Raw genomic sequence first — 23,762 nt, 5'->3', positions numbered from 1 at the left:
GTTTTTGAATAAAATGTATTCGAGAGAAGGACAAAATGCTCATTCACCGGCTGCGGCGGAAGCGGCGCTCGGCGCTGAGGGAGCCACGGGTGTTGAGGGAGCGGAGGCGCTTTTGCCGGAGCCGGCTGCGGCGATGATATCGGAAATATCGAACATCATCGAGCCGTCGGAAGCGACGCTGGGCAGCTTGCCGTCCCATTTGTTGATCCATTCCATGGCAAGTGTTTCCTGGGTGATCTCCTGGTTTTTCAGCCGGTAGCTCTCGGCCTCGGCACGGGCCTGTTCGATCTGCTGCTGAGCTTCCACTTTGATGCGGGCCAGGTCCTGCTCGGCTTTCAGCGCGTTCTGCTGGGCGGTCTGCTTGGCCTCGATGGCGGCGTTGAATTCCTCGCTGAACTCAAAGCTGGTGATGTTGAATACCTCGATGTCGAAGCCATAGGGGCCGATTTTTTCGGCCAGCGCCTCGCGCATCAGGTCGCCTACCTTCTGGCGTTCGGTGATGAGCTCCTCGGCAGTGAACTGGGCGGTGACGCTTTTTACGCATTCCTGAATGGCGGGATTGATGAGCACATTTTCAAAATCCGTGCCGATGTTCTGATAAATGCTGGCCGAATTGGCGCGGCCGATGCGGTAGTTCAGCGCAATGGTACTGTTGACAGTCTGCAGATCCTTACTGGCGGAGCTGCTGGATACCTCGGTTTTGAGCACGCGGTTGTCGATTTTGACAACATTGGTGATGAACGGCAATTTGAAATGCAGGCCCTCGCCCAGCACGGTGCTGCTCACCTTTCCGAAGGTGGTGACGACGCCGGTGTGGCCCGCGGGAATGGTCGTGACGCTGGAGAGCAGCAGAAACACGGCGAGAATGACTGCGAGCAGGATGGGGATGAATCGGAATTTTTTTACTTCTTTCATATTTTTCTCCTTTTTTAATAATGGGAAGCTTGTTGCTGAGGGAAGGAAACTGAATCTCTCGGCACATGCGGGTCAGCGGCGTTTTTAACAATGGGAAGCTTGCCGGCAGCGGGAAGGAAGCTGAATCCCTCGGCGCATGCGGGTCAGCGGCGTTTTTAGCAATGGGAAGCTTGCCGGGAGCGGGAAGAAAGCTGAATCCCTCGGCGCATGCGGTTCGGCGGCGTTTTTAGCAATGGGAAGCTTGCTGGCAGCGGGAAGAAAGCTGAATCTTTCGGCGCATACGGTTCGGCGTGTTTTAACAATAAAAATTCTGCCAGTGCGTGAGAGCGACCGCTGCCCTTTGCGGGAGAGAAAGCGAGGCAATGCTTCCTGTGTTTACGGGTGCGGAAGGATGGAAGCGCTCCCGCCGCTGGCGCCGACGGATGGGGAGCGCTTCTGCTGCCCGCGGGGCCATTTTGCAGCGGCCCCGCGGTATGATAGATATTATACAGGATAGTCTTTGGGGGCGCAAAGGCGGAAAAAAGCCGGTTTCGGCCTTTTTCGGCCACCGGGAACGGTTTGGGCAAAGCTGCTGTCCCGTTCTTACCGGGGGATGCCCGTTTGGCGCGGGGGAATGTCCGTCGTTTTTTCGAAAACGCACACGGGCATGCGCATGCCGTGGCTTCCCGGTAGCCGGGGCGTGCCGCGTTTTTTCTCTTGCGCATGAGGGCGGGTTGCGGTATAATGACCCCAAAGTTGCCGCTAATGCGGCTGCGCGTGTGCAAAAACACACGCTGCTGTGCCGGCGCACAGAACTTTGGGGAATTTGAACCATGCAAAACCGCAGCAGGTGCGGTTTTGTGGAAGGCCGCCTTGCAGCGGCGTCATGGCCATAATATGGCTGTTTAGCAAATATGAGCCGCAGGCGAAGTATGCGCTTGGCGGCGTAGGATACCATGTTTCTCAGGGAACACGGGCAGGATGGGAAGTGCGAGCCTGGAAATATGGCAGTACAGCAACAAATAGGCAAGAATATCGCCGGGGAGGGAAAGCTACGGAACAGATTCTGATCGTCGCTCTGGCGGGGCTGGCGGATATTTTGGCGCGCATCTGCGTGCTGCTGTACCAGAGGGGCCACGGCGGAACGCGCACGCTGAATTACCGCACCTGGGTGCTGCTGGTGGCGCTTGCGCCGTTTGCCTGGGTCGCATATCTGCTGGCGGGCCGTCCGCCGCGGAATTCAAAATAAAAGAAAAGACAAAAGGGGGACCAAACCATGCCTTACACTGCCAACGAGCGCCGTTATGAGGCGATGCAATACGCCCGCTGCGGCAAAAGCGGCCTGAAGCTGCCCCGCGTTTCGCTGGGGCTGTGGCACAACTTCGGCTCGTGCGACGCCTTCGACAATATGCGCGCCATGCTGCGCGCCGCATTCGACTGCGGCATCACGCACATCGATATGGCGAACAACTACGGCCCTGTGCCCGGCGCTGCCGAGGAGAATTTCGGCCGTATTTTTGAAAAAGACCTGCGTCCCTACCGGGATGAGCTGGTGCTTTCCAGCAAAGCGGGATATACCATGTGGCCCGGCCCTTACGGGGATTTCGGCAGCCGCAAGTATCTGCTGGCCAGCCTGGACCAGAGCCTCAAGCGCACCGGGCTGGAGTATTTCGATATTTTTTATTCCCATCGGATGGACCCGGAGACCCCGCTGGAGGAGACCATGGGCGCGCTGGCTTCCGCCGTGCAGCAGGGTAAGGCGCTGTACGCCGGCATCTCCAATTACGACGGCGAGACGACAGCGCGGGCGGCGGCTATCCTGAAAGAGCTGCATTGCCCGTTCATCATCAATCAGAGCCGGTACTCCATCTTTGACCGCACCATCGAAAAAAACGGGCTGAAGGCGTATGCCGCGGCCCATGGTGTGGGTGTCATCGCTTTCAGCCCGCTGGCGCAGGGACTGCTGACGGACAAATATCTGCACGGCGTGCCCGCAGACAGCCGCATCAAAAAAAGCGGTGTTTTTTTGAAGGAGAGCGCCCTTACGCCGGAGCGGCTGGCACAGATCGCGGCGCTGAACGAGCTGGCTGCCGCCCGGGGCCAGACGCTGGCGCAGATGGCGCTTTGGTGGGTGCTCAAGGACAGCGGCGTGACCAGCGTGCTCATTGGCGCGTCCCGTCCGCAGCAGATCGTGGAGAACGCCGCCATAGTAAACGCCGCGCCGTTTACCCAGCAGGAGCTGGACGAGATCGAACGCATCGCTGCGGTGCGGTGAGCGGCTGCGAGGGAAAGGAGCGGGCATGTGGTTTTGGCAGCGCAGAGAGGTGTATATGGGAAAAGACGGCCCACAGCTTTACGCCGTGCGCACAGCACTGGAGCAGGCCGGTATCGGCTTTGAATGCATCGTGCGCAGCGGACGCAACTACACCGGGGCCGACCGCCGCATGACGAACGCGCACTCCGCGGATGCGGGCATCTGGTATGTTTATGTGCGCAGCGCGGATCTGGAAGCCGCCGAGGGTGTGGCACAGCGCGCGCTGCGGGGCGGCTGAACGGTAAAACAGGAGATAAAAAGAGCGTTTTCCACAGGCGGGACAGCCTGCGGGAAACGCTCTTTTCACTGTCGTATCCCGGCTTGTGCTCAAATGTTTTGCCCGAAGAGGTCCGGGTGGAAGATGGACGGCAGAAGAAAGGCTGCGAATGCCTGTGCCTGTGCGGGCGCGGGCAGAAAAGGCGCGCCGGAACGGTAGCTTTCCGCCGCGCTTTGTGCGAAGCCGGCATATGGGGGCGGCTTCGCACAAAGCGCGGCCCAAAGCCCGCCTTGTTCTTTGGACAAGACGAGCCCTTCCTGTGCAAAAGAAAGCGTTCGGCACAGGTTCAGCGTGGTGGAGGCGGGCGTCCGCAGGATGTCCGAACAGGCGGTGCCCACGTCTTGGCGGATGCTGTCCAGATACGCCGCGCGGGGCACAGGACCGAATATGCTTTCGGCAGGCGGCCCCCAAAGGGTGAGGCCGACGGCGCGGGCTACGGTGAAATGCGCCGCAAGGTCCGGGTCTGCGCCATGCATTTCCGCGCAGTAAGCGGGGAGGTCACGCAGGCAGCGGGCGCGGTGCATGGGCGAATAATGCAGCTCGTAGGGCGTGGGGTGGATAAAGGCCCGGCAGTATGCCTCCAGTACTGCGCTCACCTCCAGCCCTTTGGACGGGGCGTCCGGCTCCAGCGCCAGCAGCGCGCGGAGCAGGGCCTCCTTTTGCGTCTGAGAAAGCGGCCTTCGCACGGCAACGAGAAAATCGATATCGCTTTGTGTCCAACAAAAGCAGCCGAAAGCGAGAGAGCCGTGGACGTAAACACCCGCAAGCGTGTCGCCGAGGGTGTTGCGGCAGGCTGCGGCGATGCGGTGCAGCAAAATACGGACGCGCGGGTCGTCCGGGTGCGCACGGCCTTCTTTCCGCGTGCTGTCCCGTGTCACAGCGTTTTCTCGTACAGGCGGCACGGGTCGACGGTGCCGACGCAGAAGTGCATCTCGGCTGTGCCGGCGCACGCAAAGCTGCACTGCTCATACAGGCGGATGGCAGGGACGTTGCCCACACAGACATCCAGGCGAAGCGCACGCATGCCGCTTTGCCGCGCAAGGACCTCCGCATGGGCGAGCAGCCGCCGGGCCAGGCCCCGCCCCTGATACGCGGGATGCACGGCCAACGTGTGGATCAGCAGCAGGTGCGGCCAGTCCGCGTCCGGTCCCCAGCCGGGAACCTGGGCATAATCCGGGGCGGCGTCGTGATTCAGCACCATGCTTCCTATGGCGCGGGCACCGTCCCAGGCGAGGTACAGCGCCCCGGCCGCCTGGGCGCGCCGGGCGTCGGCGCGGGTGGGGTAAACGCCTTGCCGCCAGCCGGGCCAGTTTGTACCGGCCTCCAAAGCGCTGCAGACATCGTTGTAAAGCTGCTCCGCGGCATCCAGATCCTCCTGAGCTGCACGTCTGATATCGATCTCCACAAAAAAGCCTCCCGATGCGGCGCTGTCCTGTTGGAGCGCCGTGCTTTTTCAGTATAGCATGTACGCCCTTGCTGTGCAAACGAACATCATGCGCCCGAAGCGCGGACAAAACGCTGCGGATACGCATAGGATGAACGCAGGGGGCGCATGCCGCGCTCCGCTGCAGACCGGCCAGCCGCCCGCCGAAAGAGGCGGCCGCCGCCCGGCACAGCCTGTGCGGCAGCAGGGAGGTTTTATGGCAGCTATTTATCAAACGGGAATCGACGTATCCCGTTATCAGGGTACCATCGACTGGGCCGCGGTGGCCCGGGCGGGCAAGCAGTTTGCCGTTATCCGCGCGGTATCCTCCAACAATTCCGGCGTGTATGTAGACCCCATGTTCGAGAAGAACTATGCGGGGGCAAAGGCCGCCGGGCTTCGGGTGGGTGTTTATTACTACACCTATGCCCAAACAGAGAGCTACGCCGACAGGGAGCTGGAGGCGCTGACGGCAGTTCTGGCGGGCAAGAAGCTGGAATATCCGGTATTTGTAGATATGGAGGCCGAGGGCATCGCCGCACTGGGCCGGGCGAGGGCGACGCAGCTTGCGCTCTACGCACTGGAAAAACTGCGTGCGGCGGGGTGGTATCCGGGCCTGTACACCTATTCCAATTTTGCGAAAAACCGGCTGGATATGGCGAAGCTCAGTGCTTATCCGTTTTTTGTGGCGGATTACACGGGCAGCGTTACCTATCCGGGTACTTACCAGATGTGGCAGTATTCCAGCACAGGGCGTGTACCGGGTATATCGGGCAATGTGGACCTGGACCATTCGTATGTGGATTTTCTGCCGGCCATTCAGGCGGGAGGCTACAATGGCTATGAACCTGAGATACCCGGGCTGGAGATGGTGCCGGTGCCCGGCCTGAAGCTGGAGGTATATGGGACGCTTAACTGTGAGTATTTTTACAAGCCGGATATTTATGACGTGGCGGGTACGCTTCCTGTGGGCCGGTACGAGGCGGTGGCGCAGTCGGTTGGCTGCTACGGCGGCTTTACCTGGGTGACGCTGCGCTATAAAAACGCCGTGTACTGGACGGCGCTTTTGGCCGACCGGTGCTTTTTGCTGCGTGCCTGAGCGCGTGGCACGGCGTTGGACGCTTCCCTTCGCAAAATGAATGAAGCCCTTTACGGTTGATAAAAGCAGCGGTGCCCGGCCGCTGCTTTCTCTCTGTTGCCTCAGAGGCTCCGGCAAGGCGGGGAGCCTCTTGCAAACCTGACGGCGTTTGGGGTATAATAACCTCAAAGCCGCCGCTGCCGCGGCTGCGCGTGTGCGCCGCACTCGCTTTTGCGCTAACGCACAGGGCTTTGAGAACATTGAACCGCGCAAAACCGCAGCAAGTGCGGTTTTGTTGTGGCCGCCTGCGGCGGCATCGTGGTATAATAACCTCAAGGCCGCCGCTTACGCCGCCACGCGCGCTTTGCGCGCATGAGGCTGGAAGCATCATCAGCAGCAGAGCCGGAAAGGCCGGCTTTTGTATATCGTTTTACGGAGGGATTTTTCCATGACCATTACCAAAGACACCATTCTCGGCGATATTCTGGACGCCGCGCCGGAGACCGCGCCCCTGTTCATTGAGATCGGCATGCATTGTCTGGGCTGCCCGTCCGCCCGCAGCGAGACGGTGGAGCAGGCCTGCTATGTCCACGGCCAGGACGTTGACGCGCTGCTGGCCAAGCTGAACGCGGCCATTGCCGGAAAGTAAGATGCTGCAGCCCCCGGTCCTGGACGCACGCCTTGCCGCCGCGGCCGCTTATGTACGGCCGGGCTGCGTGGCGGCGGACGTCGGCTGCGACCACGGCAGGCTGTCCGTGGCGCTGGCCGCGCAGGGCAAATGCAGAAAGATCATCGCAAGCGATATCCGCTCGGCCCCGCTTGCCACGGCGCAGCGCCTCGTTACCCTGCATGGCTGCGGGGACGTGGTGGAATGCCGCCTTGGCGCGGGGCTTTCTGTGCTGCGCCCGGGCGAAGCGGACGATATCGTCATTGCGGGCGTTTCGGGCGTGACGGTGTGCGGGATGTTGGAGCAGGCTCCGGAAGCGTTCTATGCCGCGAAACCCGACATGCGCTTCATCTTCATCCCGGCTACAAAGCACCCTTTTTTGCGCCGCTGGCTGGCACAGCACGGCTTTACGCTGCTGGATGAGACGCCGGTTTTGGCCGCCGGACGGTATTATACCGTGATGCACGCGGCTTATACTGGCGGAACAAAGACGCCCGATCCTCTGTGGTGCGTCGTGGGCCGTGCCGGGCGCGGACCGCATGCGGCAGGCTATCTTGCCCGGGAGGCCATGCTTCTTAAAAAGGAGGCGCGGGGAGCCGCGCCGGAGGAATCAAAACGGCTGCTGGCGCTTGCCGCCGCGGTGGAGGAGGCAGCGAATACATGCCAAGCCTGACAGAGCTTGCGTCTTATCTGGAAAGCATCGCTCCGGCGCAGACTGCGGAGAGCTGGGACAACGTGGGCGTTTTGGTGCGCTGCGCGCAGGAGGTGACGGGCGTGCTGTGCGCGCTGGACATCACCCCCGCCACGGTGCGGGAAGCGCGTGCTGTGGGGTGCAATGCAATTGTTTCGCACCACCCGGTCATATTTCGCCCTTTGAAGGAGCTTCGCCAGGATGACGTTCCCGCCCTGTTGGTGCGGGAGGGCGTTTCCGCCGTATGCATGCATACGAATCTGGACAAGGCGCAGGGCGGTGTAAACGACGTGCTGGCGCAGGCGCTGGGCCTGCGGGACACAGAGCCGTTTGCCGGAGGCATCGGACGTGTCGGCGTGCTGCCGGAAACGATGGAAGCGGCCGCGTTTGCGCAATTTGTGGGCAAGGCGCTTGCCGCGCCCGTGAAATGGGCGGACGCCCACGGCCCGGTGCGCCGCGTGGCCGTTGTGAGCGGCAGCGGCGGCGATTTTTCCGCAGAGGCGGCCGCCGCGGGCGCGGACTGCCTTGTGACGGGCGAGGCCGGGCACCATGACGCGCTGGATGCATTGGCGGCAGGCGTCACGCTGATAGCCGCGACGCATTTTGCCACGGAGACAGCCATTGCCGGTGTACTGGCGCACCGGATCGCCGAAGCGTTCCCGGGCCTGCGTGTACAGCGCAGCGCTGCGGATGCGGACCCTTTCCTTTATTTTTAACAACGGGGAAGCGCGGTCGTTTGGCAGGCGCATCGCTGCTTTTGACGCGGCCGCACGGGCGGAGCCTTGGCCTGCCTGCATACATAAGATTTTTTGGAACGCAGAGACGGTCTTTGACCGCTTGCGTTATATATTATATAATGTAATGATAGACAGCAAAGAGTAATATGCCAAAAACAGGCGCGCGCCGGACGAACGACGGTTCCGGCCGATGGAAAGAGATCTGAAGAAGATGGATGAGGCTGGAATGCTGATGATTTTTTCGGTGTTTCCCACAGCGCGGTATGTGCTGGGGCCGTATGCTTTGTGAAATATCTGCGGCGTGAGTGATAACGCGCCGGTGAAACCGCTGCCGGGCGTGTGCGGGATGAAATGCTTTGGCCCGGATGGAAAAAGGAGAAAACAATGGCTTTAGACGCCGCTGCCCTTGCGCTGTGCGCAAAAGAGCTGTCCGCCGCACTGGCGGACGCGAGGATCGATAAAATATTCGAGCCGACCCGGGACGAGGTCGTACTCAATCTGCGCACGCGCACGGACAATCCGCGCCTGTTCCTTTCGGCCCGCAGCGGCTCGGCCCGCGCGTGCCTGACAAAAGAGACGTTTGAGAATCCGCAGACGCCGCCCTCGTTTTGCATGCTGCTGCGCAAGCATTTCACGGGCGGACGGCTGTTGGAGGTGCGCACGCTGCCGGACGAGCGCATTCTGTTTTTTGACTTCCAGTGCACCAACGAAATGGGCGACACCGTGGTGAACACGATGGCGGCCGAGCTGATGGGCCGGTATTCCAACCTGGTGCTGGTGCAGACGAAAAACCCGGCAAACCCGGCGGCGGAGGGGAAGATCATCGACGCGCTCAAACGCGTGGACTTTGAGGACAGCGAGGTTCGGCAGCTTTTGCCGGGCCTTGCTTACACGCTGCCGCCCCAGCCGCAGAAGGCGTCGTTTCTGGGCGTCAGCGCGGCGGGCATCGTGGCGGCGGTGTCGCAGAAAGAACTGCCCGTAGCGGAGGCACTCATCAAGACAACGGGCGGCGTGGGCCCGGTGGTTTGCCGCGAAGCCGCGTACCGCGCTTTCGGCGGGCGGGACGTGACCGCCAGCCGGATGACGGAGCAGGAAAAGGCGGCTCTGCTGGAGGCGGTGACCTTTGTTCAGGCGGCTTACGCGGACGGCGGCACGCCGGTGGCGGTTGTGGTGGACGGGCGCCCGGTGGAATTCAGCTTTTTGCCGCTGACGCAGTACAGCGGGGCGGATCTTGTGGAATACGGCAGCTATTCGGAACTGCTGGAGAGCTACTACGCAGCCAAGGACAAGGCGGAGCGCCTGCGTCAGAAGAGCCGCGATTTGGCAAAGACCGTGCACAATCTGCACGAGCGTGCCGTGCGCAAAGCCGCCGCCCGCCGGGAGGAACAGGCGCAGAGTGCGGCCTCGGAGGAACTGCGCGTTTACGGTGAGCTTCTGAGTGCCAATCTGTGGGCCATCCAGCGCGGCGCGAAAAACGTGACGCTGACGAATTACTATGACGGTAAGGAAGTGACGATCCCGCTGGATGTGCGCCTTTCGCCCAGCGCCAATGCCCAGAAGTATTTTAAGGAATACAAGAAAAAACAGACGGCCGCCCGCATGCTGACGGAGCTGATCGCGGAAAGCGACGCGGAGGCGGAGTATCTGGCTACGGTGCAATACGAGGTGGAGACGGCCGAGGGCGAGGCCGCGCTGGCGGAGATCCGCGCCGAGCTGAAGAGTCAGGGATACCTGAAGTATTATAAAGCGAAGGACAAAAAGCAGAAGCCTGCGGATTTTCTGCGGTATGTGTCCTCGGACGGCTTCCCCATCCTGGTGGGACGGAACAATGCCCAAAACGACAGGCTGACGCTCAAGACCGCGCGGGGTAGGGATGTCTGGTTCCATGTGAAGAACGCGCCCGGCAGCCACGCGGTGGTGCTCAGCGGCGGACAGCCCGTGCCGGACACCACCAAGACGGAGGCGGCCGTCCTTGCGGCGGTGCACTCCAGCCAGAACGGCGGCGCAAAGGTGCAGGTGGATTATACCGAGGTGCGGAACGTCTGGAAGGCGAACGGGGCAAAGCCCGGCATGGTGCTGTACGACCCTTACGAGACGGCCGTCGTCACGCCGGACCCGGCGCTGGCGGAGCGCCTGCGGGCGAAATGAGCAGGCGCGGCAAAATAACCAAGCGCCGCCCGGTGAAAATCGGGGGTTCTGTGCAAAGCGTAAAATCGAAAACTTCTTATAAAATTTATCAAAAACCCTTGCATTGCGCAGGGGTTTTTGGTATTATTATTAGGCGACTGCGAATGCCCTGCATTTTCGCAGGGCAGCGATATGCGTTGACGCGGGAGGTTGCGGCACTTTGTGCCGGTTTTTCCGCCGAGTATGTCCGATCAATGAACCGGGCGAAAGAATACTGAATGCAAAGGGATACGTTTGCGGGAAGTTGCTCCCCTCAAACCAATGTCCACACTAATTTGCTGAAAGTGCTTCCGGAGGAACTGCATGGCGGTTCACCGGATTTTCTGATGCAATGGCGTGAAACACCCGGCGCAGTGTTCAGTATTTATCGAATGGTTCGTCCCACGCAAAATTTTAAGGAGGCGAAACAAATGGCAGTCAAGGAGAAAATCAGGATTCGTTTGAAGAGCTACGATGCGTCCCTCATCGACAGCGCGGCGGAGAAGATCGTGGAAACGGCGAAGCGCACAGGCGCCCGCGTGTCCGGCCCGGTCCCTCTTCCCACTGACAAAGAGGTCATCACGATCCTGCGCGCGGTACACAAGTACAAAGACAGCCGCGAGCAGTTCGAGAACCGCACCCACAAGCGTCTCATCGACATCCTGAAGCCGTCCAACAAGACGGTCGAGGCTCTTACGAGCCTGCAGCTCCCCGCCGGCGTTGACATCGAGATCAAGCTGTAATTCTTTTTTATAAAAGGACAATGCAGCGGGTTCCCCGTTTGTCAGCTCTCGTAGGAGAGGTCATGTTGGTGCCCCGTGAACGGCATCAACCAATAACCTGTTAGGAGGCAAAACGAAATGCAAAAAGGTATCATCGGCAAGAAGATGGGCATGACCCAGATCTTTGACGAGAACGGCAAAGTCGTGCCCGTCACGGTTGTGGAAGCAGGCCCCTGCACGGTCGTGCAGAAGAAAACGGTGGAGAGCGACGGCTATGTGGCCGTTCAGCTGGGCTACGGCGATATTTCGGCCAAGAAGGTTTCGAAACCCGCCAAGGGCCACTTCGATAAAGCGGACGTCGCGCCCAAGCGCACGCTGCGTGAGTTCCGCCTGGACGACATCAGCGCCATGAACGTGGGCGATATCCTCAAGGCCGACGTGTTCGCCGTGGGCGACCGCATCGACGTTGTGGGCACCAGCAAGGGCAAGGGCTACGCCGGCGCCATCAAGCGCTGGAACCAGCACCGTCTGCGTGAAAGCCACGGCACCGGCCCTGTGGCGCGCCACGCCGGTTCCATGGGCTCCTGCTCCACGCCGTCCCGCGTGTTCAAGGGCAAACGCCTGCCGGGCCATCTGGGCGCCGAGCGCGTTACCATCCAGAACCTCAAGGTCGTCAAGGTTGACGCAGAAAATAATCTGATCGCTATCAAAGGTGCGATCCCGGGCCCCAAGGGCAGCGTGGTTTGCATCTCTGACAGCGTGAAGGCGTAAAGGAGGAAAGCATCATGGCAAAATTTGACGTTTTAGATATGAACGGCAAGAAGGTATCCACGGTTGAGCTTTCCGACGCCGTCTTTGGCATCACTCCCAATGAAAAAGTTATGCACGCGGCTGTTGTGAATTTCCTCGCCAATCAGCGTCAGGGCACGCAGAGCACCAAGACGCGCAGCGAAGTGTCCGGCGGCGGCCGCAAGCCGTGGCGCCAGAAGGGCACCGGCCGTGCGCGCCAGGGCTCTACCCGCAGCCCGCAGTGGACGCATGGCGGTGTAGCGCTGGGCCCCAAGCCCCGCGATTACAGCTATCGCCTGAACAAGAAGGTCAAGCGTCTGGCGCTGCTGTCTGCTTTGAGCAGCAAGGCCCAGAGCGGCGACATCATCGTCATCGACGAGCTGAAGGCCGCCGAGTACAAGACCAAGACCGTCGTGAACATGCTCACGGCCATCGGCGCCGACAAGAAGGCGCTCATCGTCACCCCGGCTGTGGACGCGAAGCTCGTGAAGAGCGCCGCCAACATCCCGGGCGTCAAGACCGCTACGGCCGACAGCATCAACACCTATGAAGTGCTGAACGGCGGCAAGTTCGTCATCAGCGTGGATGCCGCGAAGAAACTCGAGGAGGTATTTGCGTAATGAAAACTCCCGCTCAGGACATCATCCTCGCCCCGGTCATTACCGAGGCTTCCATGGCTGGCATCGCGCTGAAGAAGTACACCTTCAAGGTTGCCACCAACGCCACCAAGGTGGACGTCGCCCGTGCGGCTGAAGAGCTGTTCGGCGTGAAGGTCGCCAAGGTGAACACCATTTCCGTGCGCGGTCGTTTCCGCCGCCAGGGTGCCCACGCAGGCTACACGGCTTCGTCCAAAAAAGCCATCGTCACCCTCACCAAGGATTCCAAGGGCATCGACTTCTTCGAATCCATGGTCTAAGCGCACATGGGTGCGCGCGCCGCATAAGAAGGCGCCAAGGCCCCAGAGGGGCCGCCTATGGAGATATGACTCCGATAATAATGTCATAAGACAAGAAAGTGAGAAAGAACATGGCTATCAAAAAGTATAAACCGACTACGCCGGGCCGCCGCGGCATGACCGTGACCGACTATTCGGTTCTTTCCAAGGTCGAGCCCGAGAGAAGCCTGCTCGAGCCGATGAAAAAATCCGCCGGCCGCAACAACCTGGGCCGCATCACCGTCCGCCATCACGGCGGCGGCAACCGCACGAAGTACCGCGTCATTGACTTTAAGCGCGACAAGGTGGATATGCCCGCCGTTGTCAAGACGCTGGAGTACGACCCCAACCGTTCCGCGCACATTGCGCTGGTGCAGTATGAGGACGGCGAAAAGCGCTACATCATTGCTCCGGAAGGCCTGAAGGTGGGCGACACCGTGATGAGCGGCGCAGGCGCCGACATCAAGCCGGGCAACTGCCTGCCGTTCGCCAATATCCCCGTCGGCACCATTATCCACAACATCGAGCTGTACCCCGGCAAGGGCGCGCAGCTGGTGCGCAGCGCCGGCAACATGGCGCAGCTGATGGCGAAAGAGGGCAAATACGCTCTGGTGCGCCTGCCGTCCGGCGAAATGCGCAACGTTCCCGTGAACTGCATCGCCACGATCGGCCAGGTCGGCAACGTCGACCATGAGAACGTGAACATCGGCAAGGCCGGCCGCAAGCGCCATATGGGCTGGCGTCCGACCGTCCGCGGTTCCGTCATGAACCCCTGCGACCACCCGCACGGCGGCGGCGAGGGCAAGAGCCCGGTGGGCCGTCCCGGCCCTGTCACCCCGTGGGGCAAGCCCGCTATGGGTTACAAGACACGCAAACATCACGCGCGTTCCGATAAGTTCATCGTGAAACGCGCCACGAAGTAAGGAGGAGAGCTGTCATGGGTAGAAGTGTTAAAAAAGGACCTTTTGTACAGCCGGTGCTGCTGAAACGCGTGAAAGCGATGAACGAAGCGGGCGAGAAGCGCGTGCTCAAAACCTGGAGCCGCTCCTCTACCATTTTCCCGGATTTTGTCGGCCACACGTTCGCTGTGCATGACGGCCGCAAGCATGTTCCCGTATACGTTACCGAGGACATGGTTGGCCACAAGCTGGGCGAGTTCGCCCCCACCCGCACCTTTAAGGGCCACGCGGGCGGCAAGACCACCGGTCGATAAAGAAGGATAGGAGAGGATTACAATGGAAGCAAGGGCACATCTTAGATACGCCCGCATCGCGCCCCGCAAGGTTTCCGTCGTGCTGGACCTCATCCGCGGCGAGGACCTTGACAAAGCGCTGGCGATTCTGCAGTACACCCCGAAGGCCGCCTCTGAGCTCCTTTACAAACTGGTGAAATCTGCCGCCGCCAATGCGGAAAACAACCACAATATGGATAAGAACAACCTGTACGTCGCCGAGTGCTTCGTCACCCCGGGCCCCACGCTGAAGCGCGTGATGCCCCGCGCGCAGGGCCGTGCGTTCCGTATCTTGAAGAGAACGAGCCATATCACGGTCGTGCTCAAAGAGAAAGAGTAAGGAGGTAAAACAGTATGGGTCAGAAAGTCAATCCCCACGGACTTCGCGTGGGCGTCATCAAAGATTGGGACAGCCGCTGGTTTACGTCCAAGCGCGAATTCGGCGACACCCTGGTTGAAGATTACAAGATCCGCAAGGTGCTGAAAAAGCAGCTTTACAATGCCGGCGTGCCCAAGATCGAGATCGAGCGCACGATCGACAACGCCACCAGCAAGCCCCGCATCCGCGTTACCATCCATTGCGCGAAGCCGGGCATGGTCATCGGCCGTCAGGGCGCTGAGAAGGAGAAGATCCAGGCTCAGCTCTCCAAGATGACCGGCAAGGACGTGCTGGTGAACATCGTGGAAGTAAACAACATGTCCACCAACGCGCAGCTTGTGGCCGAGGACATTGCGTCCCAGCTTGAGCGCCGCATCGCTTTCCGCCGCGCCACGAAGATGGCCATGCGCAATGCGATGAGCCCCCGCCGCGGCTCCGGCGCGGTTGCCGCGAAGGGCATCAAGATCCAGATCGGCGGCCGTCTGAACGGCGCCGACATCGCCCGCAGCGAGAGCTATCACGAGGGCACCATTCCCCTGCAGACGCTGCGCGCGGACATCGATTACGGCTTTGCCGAGGCGGACACCACCTACGGCAAGATCGGCATCAAGGTTTGGATCTATAAGGGCGAAGTGCTGAAAGGCGCGAAGCCCAGAGCACGGAAAGAAGGAGGCAACAAATAATGTTACTGCCGAAACGCGTTAAATACCGCCGCGTGCACCGTGGCCGTATGACCGGCAAGGCCATGCGCGGTAATACAGTTTCTCAGGGCGATTTTGGCATTGTTGCCCTGGAGCCGTCCTGGATCACCTCGAACCAGATCGAGGCGGCCCGTATCGCCATGACCCGCTACATCAAACGTGGCGGTAAGGTTTGGATCAAGATCTTCCCGGATAAGCCCGTTACCGAGAAGCCGGCCGAGACCCGAATGGGCTCCGGTAAAGGCAGCCCCGAGTACTGGGTGGCCGTGGTAAAGCCCGGCCGCGTTCTGTTCGAGATCGCGGACGTGAGCGAGGAGACCGCGCGCGAGGCCCTGCGCCTTGCCGCACACAAGCTGCCCGTCAAGTGCAAGTTTGTGAAACGTGAAGGATTGGAGGAAGCGTAAATGAAGGCGAATGAACTGCGTGATATGAGCGCGGCCGAGCTGACCAAGAAACTGGCCGAGCTGAAAGAAGAGCTTTTCAACCTGCGCTTCCAGCACGCGATCAACCAGCTTGAGAATCCCGGCCGTATCGAAACCGTCAAAAAAGACATTGCCCGCGTGAAGACCGTCATGCGCAGCAATGAGCTGAAAGACGCACAATAAGAGAGGGAGGAAAGACATGGAACGCAATTTGAGAAAAACCCGCGTGGGTGTCGTTGTGTCCGACAAGATGGATAAGACCATCGTTGTCGCCGTTAAGGACAGTGTGCAGCACCCTCTCTACAAAAAGATCATGAAACGCACCGTGAAGTTCAAAGCGCACGACGAGAAAAACGAGTGCGGCGTGGGCGACCGTGTGGAAATCATGGAGACCCGCCCCATCAGCGCCGACAAACGCTGGCGCCTGGTGCAGATCATCGAAAAGGCGAAATAAGCGAGCAGCTTTGAAAGGAGATTCTGTCTTATGGTACAGATGCAAAGCTATCTCAAAGTGGCTGACAACACCGGTGCGAAGGAAATCATGTGCATCCGCGTGCTTGGCGGCTCCCGCAAGAGATATGCCGGCATTGGCGACGTGATCGTAGCTTCCGTGAAGAAAGCGGCGCCCAATGGCCAAGTGAAAAAAGGCGATGTGGTCAAGGCTGTTGTGGTTCGCAGCAAACAGGGCCTGCGCCGCGAGGACGGTTCCTATATCCGTTTCGACGAAAACGCCGCGGTCATCATCCGCGACGACAAAAACCCGAGGGGCACTCGTATCTTTGGACCAGTCGCGCGCGAGCTGCGTGACAATGGCTACCTGAAGATCGTCAGCCTTGCTCCGGAATCGCTGTAAGGAGGTTTAACAGAATGGCAAAAGTTCATGTTAAAACCGGCGACACCGTTATGGTTATCAGCGGCAAAGACCGCGGTAACTCCGGTAAGGTACTGCAGGTAAGCCCCAAGGAAGGCAAAGTGATCGTGGAAGGCCGCAATATGGTGACCAAACACGTGAAACCCCGCCGTCAGGGCGAGCAGGGCGGTATCGTCAAGGCCGAGGGCGCCATGTACGCCAGCAAGGTCATGCCGGTTTGCCCGAAGTGCGGCAAGGCCACGCGTGTGGGCCACACCGAAAAGGACGGCAAAAAAGTTCGCGTCTGCAAAAAATGCGGCGCCGAGTTTTAAGAAAGGGAGTAGAAAAGAATGGCAAGATTACAGGAAACCTACGCCAAGGAAATTGCTCCCGCTCTGATGAAGAAATTCAACTACAAAAGCGTGATGCAAATCCCGAAGCTGGATAAAGTCGTGATCAACGTCGGCTGCGGCGAAGCCCGCGATAATCCGAAGATCATGGACGCGATCCTCTCCGACCTGGCGAAGATCACGGGCCAGAAGCCCATCGTCTGCAAGGCCAAGAAGAGCGTCGCAAACTTCAAGCTGCGCGAAGGCATGCCCATCGGCGCGAAGGTCACCCTGCGCGGCGAACGCATGTACGAATTCGTGGACCGCTTCTTCAGCGTGGCTCTGCCCCGTGTGCGCGACTTCCGCGGCATCAACGGCAACTCCTTCGACGGCCGCGGCAACTACAGCTGCGGTGTGAAGGAACAGCTCATTTTCCCTGAGATCGATTACGATAAGATCGACGCCGTGCGCGGCATGGACATCTGCTTCGTAACCACCGCTAAGACCGACGAAGAGGCCAAAGAGCTGCTGAAGGCTCTGGGCGCTCCGTTTGCGAACTAAGGGAGGGCATGAGATTTGGCTAAGACAAGCATGAAGATCAAACAGCAGATGGCGCCGAAGTTCAGCACCCGTGCTTACAACCGTTGCAAAATCTGCGGCAGGCCCCACGCTTATCTGCGCAAATACGGCATTTGCCGTATCTGCTTCCGCGAGCTTGCCTACAAGGGCGAGATCCCGGGCGTTAAGAAGGCCAGCTGGTAAGCCGTCCGGCTGCCGGCACAAACAGATTTTACAATGAATTTAGGAGGTTAGTGGCGTGAATATTACTGATCCTATCGCGGACCTGCTCACCCGCATCCGCAATGCCAGTACTGCCAAACACCCTTCTGTGGACATCCCTGCTTCCAACTTGAAAAAGGCGATTGCCAACATTCTGCTGGAAGAAGGCTATGTGAAGGGCGTTCAGGTCATCGCCGATGACAAGCAAGGCGTCATCCGCATCGCACTGAAATACACCGAGACCGGCGCTCCCGTTATCTCGGGCATCCGCCGCGTTTCCAAGCCCGGCCTGCGTATCTACACCAACTGTGAAGATATGCCGAAGGTCATGAAGGGCCTTGGCACCGCGATCATCTCCACCTCGAAAGGCGTTATGACGGACAAGGCGGCCCGCGCGAACAACGTTGGCGGCGAAGTTCTCGCCTTTGTGTGGTAAGAAAGGGGCATAGACAATGTCGAGAATTGGAAGAAAACCCATCGTCATTCCCACGGGCGTTGAGGTCAAGATCGATGGCAGCAACATTACCGTGAAGGGCCCCAAGGGTACGCTCGATTCCAAGATCCATCCCATGATGACAGCCAAAGTGGAGAATGGTGAAGTAGTGGTTACCCGCCCCAATGACGAGAAGGAGGCCCGCAGCCTGCATGGCCTCACCCGCACTCTCATCAGCAACATGGTGGAGGGCGTTACCAACGGCTTCAAAAAGGAGCTGGAGATCCAGGGCGTGGGCTACCGCGCCGCAAAGCAGGGCAAAAACCTTGTGATGAACCTGGGTTATTCCCATCAGGTCATCGTGCCTGAGACCGACGGTATCACGATTGACGTTCCCGATCCCTTGAAGATCGTCATCAACGGTATCGACAAACAGCGTGTCGGCCAGTTTGCCGCGGAAGTCCGCGAGAAACGTCCGCCTGAACCCTACAAGGGCAAGGGCATCCGCTATGCGGGCGAATATGTCGCCCACAAAGAGGGTAAAGCCGGCAAGGGCGCTAAATAAGAGAAGGAGTGAACGACAATGGTTAATAAACCGGACAAGAATGTGTCTCGTCTGCGCAGACACCGCCGTGTACGCGGCAAGATCTCCGGCACCGCAGCGTGCCCGCGTCTCGATGTGTTCCGCTCCTCCAAACATATTTATGCCCAGCTTATCGATGACGTGGCCGGCGTGACGCTGGCTTCCGCGTCCAGCATGGATAAAGATTTTGAAGGGTTCGGCGGCAATATCGAGGCTGCCAAGAAGGTCGGTATGGCCATCGCGAAGCGTGCTGCTGACAAGGGCATCACGAAAGCGGTGTATGACCGCGGCGGCTTTGTATATCACGGCCGTGTCAAGGCTTTGGCTGAGGGCGCCCGCGAGGGCGGCCTGGAGCTGTAAGGAGGATACAAATGGAAATGATTGACGCATCCACTTTGGATTTACAAGAGAAGGTTGTTGCCATCAACCGTGTATCCAAAACCGTTAAGGGCGGCCGTGTGATGAAATTCTCCGCTCTGGTCGTCGTGGGCGACGGCAACGGCATCGTTGGGTTCGGCCTTGGCAAGGCGGCCGAGGTTCCCGAGGCGATCCGCAAAGGCTGCGAGGCCGCCAAGAAGAATCTGCACCGCATCAACATGAAGGGCACCACCATCCCGCACGAGACCGTCGGCGCGTTCGGCGCGGGCCGCGTGCTGCTTCGTCCGGCGCCCGAAGGCACCGGCGTGATCGCCGGCGGCGCTGTGCGCGCTGTGCTGGAGGTTGCCGGTATCAAGGATATCCGCACGAAGTGCCAGCGCACCAACAACCCCTGCAACGTGGTTACCGCCACGGTGAACGGCCTGTGCAGCCTGCAGAGCGCCGAGCAGGTGGCTGCGAAGCGCGGCAAGACCGTGAAAGAAATTCTGGGTTAAGGAGGCAGTGACCAATGGCTGAAGAGAAGATCGTCGCGGCCGAAGAGGCCGTAGAGGAGAAGAAAGCTCCCGCTAAGAAAGCTGCCGCCAAGCCCGCTGCGGAAAAGAAGCCCGCCGCGAAGAAAGCCCCCGCCAAAAAGGCGGACGGCGAAACGGCCGCAAAGAAGGCCCCGGCCAAAAAGGCTGCCGCGAAAGCGGACGCCGAGGCTCCGGCCAAGAAAGCACCCGCAAAGAAGGCACCCGCGAAGGCTGAAGGCAGCCTCACCATCAAGCTCGTTAAGAGCCTGATCGGGCGCAGTGAGAAGCAGATCGCCACCGCGAAGGCCCTGGGTCTGAAGAAGGCCGGCGATGTGACCACACAGCCCGACAATGCCGCCACGCACGGCAAAATCAACAGAATCTCTCACATGGTAGAGGTTACCAAAGCGTAAAAGCAAGGAGGTGCACTCGAAATGATGCTTCATGAATTAAAGCCCGCCGAGGGCGCGAGCAAGGCTGCGAAACGCAAGGGCCGCGGCGCCGGTTCGGGCAACGGCAAGACGGCCGGTTACGGCCACAAGGGCCAGAAAGCGCGTTCCGGCGCCAAGAAAGCCGGTTTTGAAGGCGGCCAGATGCCGCTGCAACGCCGTCTGCCCAAGCGCGGTTTCAACAATATTTTCGCTACCGAATATGCTACCATTAAGGTTAGCGACCTGGAAAAGTTCGAGGCCGGCAGTACGGTAGACGCGAACGCCCTGATCGAAAAGGGTATCATCAAAAAGACGCTTGACGGCGTCAAGGTCCTCGGCAACGGTACGCTGACGAAGGCGCTCAATGTGAAACTCACCGCCTACTCCGCCTCCGCCAAGGAGAAAATTGAGAAGGCAGGCGGGAAGGCTGAGGTGATCTAAAGTGTTTGAAACATTCCGCAATGCGTGGAAGATCGAAGATCTGCGCAAGAAGTTGCTTTACACACTTTTGGTCATCGTCATTTTCCGTCTCGGCTGCGCCATCCCCGTGCCCTTCATCGCCCCTGAGGCGCTGCAGGGCTGGGTGGCCGGACAGAGCGGCAGCATGCTCGGTTACATCGACATGCTCACCGGCGGTTCGTTTTCCCGCGCGACGCTGTTCGCGCTGAGCGTTACGCCGTATATCAACGCATCCATCATCATCCAGCTTCTCACGGTCGCCATCCCGGCGCTGGAGCGCCTGTCCAAAGAGGGAGAGGATGGCCGCAAGAAGCTGACGCGCATCACGCGCTACACGGGCGCGGGCATCGCGCTGGCGCTGGGCGTTGGATATTATTTCCTGCTGCGCGGCCAGGGCGCCCTCGTTTATGGCAGCGGTGCGCAGATGTTTGCGCAGGTGTTCTCTGCCATCGTTGTGATCCTTGCGTTCACTGCGGGCTCTTTGCTCATTCAGTGGCTGGGTGAGCAGATCGATGTGAAGGGCATCGGCAACGGTATCTCGATTCTGATCTTCGCGGGCATCGTTTCCCGCTGGACCAGTATCTTCACCACCATCAAGACCTGGCTGGGCCTCGCGGCGGGCGGCGAAGTGAAATATTACTTCCTGATCCCGGTGCTTGTTGTTCTGGCCGTTGCAGTGGTTGTGTTCATCGTGATCCTGAACGCTGCCGAACGTCGCATCCCGGTCCAGTACGCAAAGCGCGTTGTCGGCCGCAAGATGTACGGCGGGCAGAGCACGCACATCCCCATCAAGGTGAACATGAGCGGCGTTATGCCGGTCATCTTCGCCAGTGCGCTGGCCTCCATCCCGGGTACCATCGGCGGGTTCTTCCCGAACCTGTACAATGCGGCGGACCATCCGTTTGCCGCTCCATTCCTGCGGATGTTCAGCACCACCGGCTGGGTGTATGCAGCAATCTATCTGCTGCTCATCATTGCGTTCAACTATTTCTATGTGGCGATGCAGTATAACCCTGTGGAGATCGCCAACAATCTGCGCAACAACAACGGCACCATCCCCGGCTACCGTCCCGGTAAGCCGACCAGTGATTTCATCACCAAGGTGCTGGGCAAGATCACCTTCATCGGCGCCGTATTCCTGGGCATCGTGGCGGTCCTTCCCATTGTGCTGGGAACGGTTACGGGCGTAAACATCTCCCTGGGCGGCACCAGCTTGCTGATCGTTGTCGGCGTTGCGCTGGATACGTCCCGCAGCCTTGAATCTTACATGCTGATGCGCCATCACAAGGGTTTCCTTGAATGAGCACGGCAAACTGTTGAAGGGGGAAAGGCATTATGAAACTGATCCTTTTAGGCGCGCCCGGCGCCGGTAAGGGCACGCAGGCCGAGATCGTATGCGACAAGCTGAACATCCCGGCCATCAGCACCGGTAACATTCTTCGTGAAGCGATGAAAAACGAAACCGAGATGGGCGTGAAAGCCAAGGCCTTTATCGATTCCGGCGCGCTTGTCCCCGACGACGTGATCATCGGCATCATCAAAGAACGCCTCGCGCAGGACGACTGTAAAAACGGCTTTATTCTGGACGGCGTGCCCCGCACCGTGGCGCAGGCCGAGGCTCTCGAGGAGATGGGCGTCGGCATCGACAAGGTCGTGGACATCGAAGTTTCGGACGAGCGTATCATCCAGCGGCTGTCCGGCCGCCGGGTGTGCTCGGCCTGCGGGGCGAGCTACCACACCACGGCCAAGCCGTCCGTCAAGCCCGATGTGTGTGACCGCTGCGGCGGCGCGCTGATCGTGCGCAAGGACGACGAGCCGGCCACCATTCTCGAACGCCTGAAGATCTATCACGAGCTTACCGAGCCGCTGGTGGATTTTTACCGCGAACGGGGCAAGCTGGTGGTGGTGGAAGGGCAGGAAGAAGTGGCCGATACCACAAGGCTCCTGCTTGAGAAGCTGGGGGTCAGCCTGTGATCCTCGTTAAAACAGCAAAAGAAGTCGAGGCCATGAAGCCGGCCTGCCAGATTTCGGCAGAGGCGCTGCGGCTGGGCGGCGAGGCCGTCAAGCCGGGCGTTACGACGGCTCAGATCGACAAGATCATTTACGATTATATCGTCAGCCAGGGAGCCCGGCCCAATTTCAAGGGCCTGGGCGGTTTCCCGGGCAGCGCATGCATCTCTGTGAACGACGTCGTTATCCACGGCATTCCGTCCCATGGCATCGTGCTGCACGAAGGCGATATCGTCAGCATCGACACAGGCGCCGCCGTCCATGGCTGGAACGGCGACAACGCCGCCACGTTCGCGTGCGGCGAAGTTTCCGAAACGGCGCAGCGCTTGATGGACGTTACGAAGGAGGCGCTGATGCGCGGCATTGCGGCCGCGCAGACAGGCAACCGTGTGGGCGACATCAGCGCGGCGGTGCAGCAGTACGTGGAGGACGCCGGCTTTTCCGTCGTGCGCACCTACGTCGGCCACGGCGTGGGCCGCGAGCTGCACGAAGACCCGGAGGTGCCGAACTTCGGCACGGCGGGGCGCGGGCCGCGCCTCGTGAACGGGATGGTGCTTGCCATCGAACCGATGGTAAACGAAAAAAGCCACGTCGTAAAAACCATGTCAGACGGATGGACGACCAAGACCGTTGACGGCGGCCTCGCGGCTCATTTTGAGCATACGATCGCCATCACGCCGAACGGGCCGGTCATCCTCACACAGCCAAGGAGGGTGTAGAAGCTTGTCCAAAGAAGACGTCATCGAAGTAGAAGGTGTCGTGGTAGAGGCCATGCCCAATGCGATGTTCCTTGTGGAGATCCAGGGCGGGCACCGCCTGCTGGCACACATTTCCGGCAAGCTGCGCATGAACTTCATCCGCATCCTGCCGGGAGACAAAGTCACACTTGAGATGAGCCCCTACGATTTGACGAAGGGCCGCATCACATGGCGCTCGAAGTAACCATTCAGGGCGCAGCTTGAAGGAGGTACCAAGTATGAAGGTGAAACCTTCCGTGAAACCGATTTGCGAAAAGTGCAAAGTCATCAAGCGCAAAGGCCGCGTCATGGTGATTTGCCAGAACCCGAAGCACAAACAGCGCCAGGGTTAATCGACAAACAGCATTCCAGCCGCACAAGGACGTTCTTATCCCGCCGGCCTTCTGCGGCATGATCCACCAAGGGGATAAATAAATCAGGAGGTGCTAAAACCATGGCACGTATCGCCGGAGTTGACTTGCCCAAGGAAAAGCGAGTCGAAATTGGCCTCACTTATATCTACGGCATTGGCCGCAGTGCTGCGGACGAGATCCTCGCCGCCACGAAGATCAATCCCGATACCCGAGTGAAGGACCTGACCAAGGACGAAGAAGCGCTTATCCGTGACTACATTGATAAAAACTTCACCGTTGAGGGCGACCTGCGCCGTAACACCGCGCTCGACATCAAACGCCTTGTCGAGATCCAGTGCTACCGCGGCACGCGTCACCGCAAGGGATTGCCCGTGCGCGGCCAGCGTTCCAAAACGAACGCCCGTACCCGCAAAGGTCCGAAGCGCACTGTAGCCAACAAGAAGAAGTAATCCAACAAGGAG

General features: G+C 59.7%; 38 protein-coding genes. 35 read left to right on the top strand and 3 right to left on the bottom strand.

All coding sequences use genetic code 11. The features are described from left to right. Nucleotides 1-39: 39 nt before the first annotated feature. Entirely contained in the window at nucleotides 40-915 is an 876-nt protein-coding gene (locus TQ39_RS05335; RefSeq protein WP_069955694.1) for a prohibitin family protein, read from the bottom strand. Between the two features lie 865 nt (nucleotides 916-1,780). Between TQ39_RS05335 and TQ39_RS05330 the strand changes: the two genes are divergently transcribed. From TQ39_RS05330 to TQ39_RS05320, 3 genes are read left to right on the top strand one after another with little or no spacing between them, the layout of a single operon-like run. Further along, nucleotides 1,781-2,143 (top strand): hypothetical protein, encoded by a 363-nt coding sequence (locus TQ39_RS05330; RefSeq protein WP_040909616.1) that lies wholly within the window; start codon nucleotides 1,781-1,783, stop codon nucleotides 2,141-2,143. A 27-nt stretch (nucleotides 2,144-2,170) separates the two neighbouring features. After that, nucleotides 2,171-3,169, top strand: a complete 999-nt coding sequence (gene mgrA / locus TQ39_RS05325) for an L-glyceraldehyde 3-phosphate reductase (RefSeq protein ID WP_050004803.1) — start codon at nucleotides 2,171-2,173, stop codon at nucleotides 3,167-3,169. 55 nt (nucleotides 3,170-3,224) lie between these two features. Next, nucleotides 3,225-3,446 carry a hypothetical protein gene (locus TQ39_RS05320; RefSeq protein ID WP_133303729.1) on the top strand — a complete coding sequence of 74 codons (222 nt, stop codon included), beginning with the start codon at nucleotides 3,225-3,227 and terminating at the stop codon, nucleotides 3,444-3,446. A gap of 89 nt (nucleotides 3,447-3,535) precedes the next feature. On the opposite strand, the gene TQ39_RS05315 is transcribed toward TQ39_RS05320, so the two are convergent. Next, on the bottom strand, nucleotides 3,536-4,363 hold the full coding sequence (locus tag TQ39_RS05315; protein WP_050004802.1) for an aminoglycoside adenylyltransferase domain-containing protein: 828 nt from the start codon (nucleotides 4,361-4,363) through the stop codon (nucleotides 3,536-3,538). After that, entirely contained in the window at nucleotides 4,360-4,890 is a 531-nt protein-coding gene (locus tag TQ39_RS05310; protein WP_050004801.1) for a GNAT family N-acetyltransferase, read from the bottom strand. The genes TQ39_RS05315 and TQ39_RS05310 overlap by 4 nt, the downstream gene beginning before the upstream one ends. A 235-nt stretch (nucleotides 4,891-5,125) precedes the next feature. Between TQ39_RS05310 and TQ39_RS05305 the strand changes: the two genes are divergently transcribed. From TQ39_RS05305 to rpsM, 32 genes are all read left to right on the top strand, one after another. Then, nucleotides 5,126-6,007 (top strand): glycoside hydrolase family 25 protein, encoded by an 882-nt coding sequence (locus tag TQ39_RS05305; RefSeq protein WP_050004852.1) that lies wholly within the window; start codon nucleotides 5,126-5,128, stop codon nucleotides 6,005-6,007. A 427-nt stretch (nucleotides 6,008-6,434) separates the two neighbouring features. Further along, nucleotides 6,435-6,635: a DUF1858 domain-containing protein gene (locus TQ39_RS05295; protein ID WP_009322208.1), complete on the top strand. Its 201-nt coding sequence runs from the start codon at nucleotides 6,435-6,437 to the stop codon at nucleotides 6,633-6,635. Between the two features lies 1 nt (nucleotide 6,636). Next, nucleotides 6,637-7,326 (top strand): class I SAM-dependent methyltransferase, encoded by a 690-nt coding sequence (locus tag TQ39_RS05290; protein WP_050004800.1) that lies wholly within the window; start codon nucleotides 6,637-6,639, stop codon nucleotides 7,324-7,326. Continuing rightward, the gene (locus tag TQ39_RS05285; RefSeq protein ID WP_050004799.1) at nucleotides 7,314-8,060 is read left to right on the top strand and encodes a Nif3-like dinuclear metal center hexameric protein; all 747 of its coding nucleotides are present in this window, start codon (nucleotides 7,314-7,316) and stop codon (nucleotides 8,058-8,060) included. The genes TQ39_RS05290 and TQ39_RS05285 overlap by 13 nt, the downstream gene beginning before the upstream one ends. 405 nt (nucleotides 8,061-8,465) lie before the next feature. Continuing rightward, nucleotides 8,466-10,229 (top strand): Rqc2 family fibronectin-binding protein, encoded by a 1,764-nt coding sequence (locus TQ39_RS05280; protein ID WP_050004798.1) that lies wholly within the window; start codon nucleotides 8,466-8,468, stop codon nucleotides 10,227-10,229. A 449-nt stretch (nucleotides 10,230-10,678) separates the two neighbouring features. Further along, complete coding sequence (rpsJ, locus tag TQ39_RS05275; protein WP_009322216.1) at nucleotides 10,679-10,990, top strand: 30S ribosomal protein S10; 312 nt, start codon at nucleotides 10,679-10,681, stop codon at nucleotides 10,988-10,990. A 117-nt stretch (nucleotides 10,991-11,107) separates the two neighbouring features. After that, a complete protein-coding gene (gene rplC / locus TQ39_RS05270; RefSeq protein ID WP_009322218.1) occupies nucleotides 11,108-11,740 on the top strand; it encodes a 50S ribosomal protein L3 in 633 nt (210 codons plus the stop codon). A gap of 14 nt (nucleotides 11,741-11,754) precedes the next feature. After that, nucleotides 11,755-12,378, top strand: coding sequence for a 50S ribosomal protein L4 (gene rplD / locus TQ39_RS05265; RefSeq protein WP_009322220.1), 624 nt, complete (start codon nucleotides 11,755-11,757; stop codon nucleotides 12,376-12,378). Then, nucleotides 12,378-12,674, top strand: coding sequence for a 50S ribosomal protein L23 (rplW, locus tag TQ39_RS05260; RefSeq protein WP_009322221.1), 297 nt, complete (start codon nucleotides 12,378-12,380; stop codon nucleotides 12,672-12,674). Before rplD ends, rplW begins: the two co-directional genes overlap by 1 nt. A 110-nt stretch (nucleotides 12,675-12,784) precedes the next feature. After that, nucleotides 12,785-13,615 (top strand): 50S ribosomal protein L2, encoded by an 831-nt coding sequence (gene rplB / locus TQ39_RS05255; protein WP_009322223.1) that lies wholly within the window; start codon nucleotides 12,785-12,787, stop codon nucleotides 13,613-13,615. Nucleotides 13,616-13,629: 14 nt separating this feature from the next. Further along, entirely contained in the window at nucleotides 13,630-13,905 is a 276-nt protein-coding gene (rpsS, locus tag TQ39_RS05250) for a 30S ribosomal protein S19 (protein ID WP_009322225.1), read from the top strand. A 22-nt stretch (nucleotides 13,906-13,927) separates the two neighbouring features. Beyond that, complete coding sequence (rplV, locus tag TQ39_RS05245; RefSeq protein ID WP_009322227.1) at nucleotides 13,928-14,263, top strand: 50S ribosomal protein L22; 336 nt, start codon at nucleotides 13,928-13,930, stop codon at nucleotides 14,261-14,263. 14 nt (nucleotides 14,264-14,277) lie between these two features. Then, on the top strand, nucleotides 14,278-14,985 hold the full coding sequence (rpsC, locus tag TQ39_RS05240) for a 30S ribosomal protein S3 (RefSeq protein WP_009322229.1): 708 nt from the start codon (nucleotides 14,278-14,280) through the stop codon (nucleotides 14,983-14,985). Then, on the top strand, nucleotides 14,985-15,407 hold the full coding sequence (rplP, locus tag TQ39_RS05235) for a 50S ribosomal protein L16 (protein WP_009322231.1): 423 nt from the start codon (nucleotides 14,985-14,987) through the stop codon (nucleotides 15,405-15,407). Before rpsC ends, rplP begins: the two co-directional genes overlap by 1 nt. Beyond that, on the top strand, nucleotides 15,408-15,608 hold the full coding sequence (gene rpmC / locus TQ39_RS05230; RefSeq protein ID WP_009322233.1) for a 50S ribosomal protein L29: 201 nt from the start codon (nucleotides 15,408-15,410) through the stop codon (nucleotides 15,606-15,608). Between the two features lie 16 nt (nucleotides 15,609-15,624). After that, complete coding sequence (gene rpsQ, locus TQ39_RS05225) at nucleotides 15,625-15,879, top strand: 30S ribosomal protein S17 (protein ID WP_009322234.1); 255 nt, start codon at nucleotides 15,625-15,627, stop codon at nucleotides 15,877-15,879. A 30-nt stretch (nucleotides 15,880-15,909) separates the two neighbouring features. Next, complete coding sequence (gene rplN / locus TQ39_RS05220) at nucleotides 15,910-16,278, top strand: 50S ribosomal protein L14 (protein WP_009322236.1); 369 nt, start codon at nucleotides 15,910-15,912, stop codon at nucleotides 16,276-16,278. Nucleotides 16,279-16,292: 14 nt separating this feature from the next. Next, nucleotides 16,293-16,607: a 50S ribosomal protein L24 gene (gene rplX, locus TQ39_RS05215; RefSeq protein WP_009322238.1), complete on the top strand. Its 315-nt coding sequence runs from the start codon at nucleotides 16,293-16,295 to the stop codon at nucleotides 16,605-16,607. 18 nt (nucleotides 16,608-16,625) lie between these two features. Beyond that, nucleotides 16,626-17,165 carry a 50S ribosomal protein L5 gene (gene rplE / locus TQ39_RS05210; protein ID WP_009322240.1) on the top strand — a complete coding sequence of 180 codons (540 nt, stop codon included), beginning with the start codon at nucleotides 16,626-16,628 and terminating at the stop codon, nucleotides 17,163-17,165. A gap of 15 nt (nucleotides 17,166-17,180) precedes the next feature. After that, nucleotides 17,181-17,366: a type Z 30S ribosomal protein S14 gene (locus TQ39_RS05205; RefSeq protein ID WP_009322242.1), complete on the top strand. Its 186-nt coding sequence runs from the start codon at nucleotides 17,181-17,183 to the stop codon at nucleotides 17,364-17,366. A 55-nt stretch (nucleotides 17,367-17,421) separates the two neighbouring features. Next, nucleotides 17,422-17,820, top strand: a complete 399-nt coding sequence (rpsH, locus tag TQ39_RS05200; RefSeq protein ID WP_009322244.1) for a 30S ribosomal protein S8 — start codon at nucleotides 17,422-17,424, stop codon at nucleotides 17,818-17,820. A gap of 16 nt (nucleotides 17,821-17,836) precedes the next feature. After that, on the top strand, nucleotides 17,837-18,382 hold the full coding sequence (gene rplF, locus TQ39_RS05195) for a 50S ribosomal protein L6 (RefSeq protein ID WP_009322246.1): 546 nt from the start codon (nucleotides 17,837-17,839) through the stop codon (nucleotides 18,380-18,382). An 18-nt stretch (nucleotides 18,383-18,400) separates the two neighbouring features. Continuing rightward, nucleotides 18,401-18,760, top strand: coding sequence for a 50S ribosomal protein L18 (gene rplR, locus TQ39_RS05190; RefSeq protein ID WP_009322248.1), 360 nt, complete (start codon nucleotides 18,401-18,403; stop codon nucleotides 18,758-18,760). Between the two features lie 11 nt (nucleotides 18,761-18,771). Then, nucleotides 18,772-19,272, top strand: coding sequence for a 30S ribosomal protein S5 (gene rpsE / locus TQ39_RS05185; protein WP_009322250.1), 501 nt, complete (start codon nucleotides 18,772-18,774; stop codon nucleotides 19,270-19,272). 266 nt (nucleotides 19,273-19,538) lie between these two features. Next, nucleotides 19,539-19,703: a 50S ribosomal protein L30 gene (rpmD, locus tag TQ39_RS21585; protein ID WP_040909768.1), complete on the top strand. Its 165-nt coding sequence runs from the start codon at nucleotides 19,539-19,541 to the stop codon at nucleotides 19,701-19,703. A 21-nt stretch (nucleotides 19,704-19,724) separates the two neighbouring features. Continuing rightward, complete coding sequence (gene rplO / locus TQ39_RS05175; RefSeq protein ID WP_009322254.1) at nucleotides 19,725-20,162, top strand: 50S ribosomal protein L15; 438 nt, start codon at nucleotides 19,725-19,727, stop codon at nucleotides 20,160-20,162. Between the two features lies 1 nt (nucleotide 20,163). Continuing rightward, a complete protein-coding gene (secY, locus tag TQ39_RS05170; RefSeq protein WP_050004797.1) occupies nucleotides 20,164-21,483 on the top strand; it encodes a preprotein translocase subunit SecY in 1,320 nt (439 codons plus the stop codon). A 32-nt stretch (nucleotides 21,484-21,515) separates the two neighbouring features. Continuing rightward, the gene (locus TQ39_RS05165; protein WP_050004796.1) at nucleotides 21,516-22,154 is read left to right on the top strand and encodes an adenylate kinase; all 639 of its coding nucleotides are present in this window, start codon (nucleotides 21,516-21,518) and stop codon (nucleotides 22,152-22,154) included. Next, nucleotides 22,151-22,909: a type I methionyl aminopeptidase gene (gene map / locus TQ39_RS05160; RefSeq protein WP_009322259.1), complete on the top strand. Its 759-nt coding sequence runs from the start codon at nucleotides 22,151-22,153 to the stop codon at nucleotides 22,907-22,909. Before TQ39_RS05165 ends, map begins: the two co-directional genes overlap by 4 nt. Before the next feature lie 4 nt (nucleotides 22,910-22,913). Then, nucleotides 22,914-23,132: a translation initiation factor IF-1 gene (infA, locus tag TQ39_RS05155; RefSeq protein WP_009322260.1), complete on the top strand. Its 219-nt coding sequence runs from the start codon at nucleotides 22,914-22,916 to the stop codon at nucleotides 23,130-23,132. A gap of 34 nt (nucleotides 23,133-23,166) precedes the next feature. Beyond that, a complete protein-coding gene (gene rpmJ, locus TQ39_RS05150) occupies nucleotides 23,167-23,280 on the top strand; it encodes a 50S ribosomal protein L36 (protein ID WP_009322261.1) in 114 nt (37 codons plus the stop codon). 101 nt (nucleotides 23,281-23,381) lie between these two features. Then, on the top strand, nucleotides 23,382-23,750 hold the full coding sequence (gene rpsM, locus TQ39_RS05145; protein ID WP_009322262.1) for a 30S ribosomal protein S13: 369 nt from the start codon (nucleotides 23,382-23,384) through the stop codon (nucleotides 23,748-23,750). The last annotated feature ends 12 nt before the right edge of the window (nucleotides 23,751-23,762 follow it).

The sequence above is a fragment of the Ruthenibacterium lactatiformans genome (genome assembly GCF_000949455.1).
GTDB lineage: Bacteria > Bacillota > Clostridia > Oscillospirales > Ruminococcaceae > Ruthenibacterium > Ruthenibacterium lactatiformans.
Note: the sequence above shows the minus strand (reverse complement) of the source record. Positions and strands in the feature narration are given on the sequence as shown.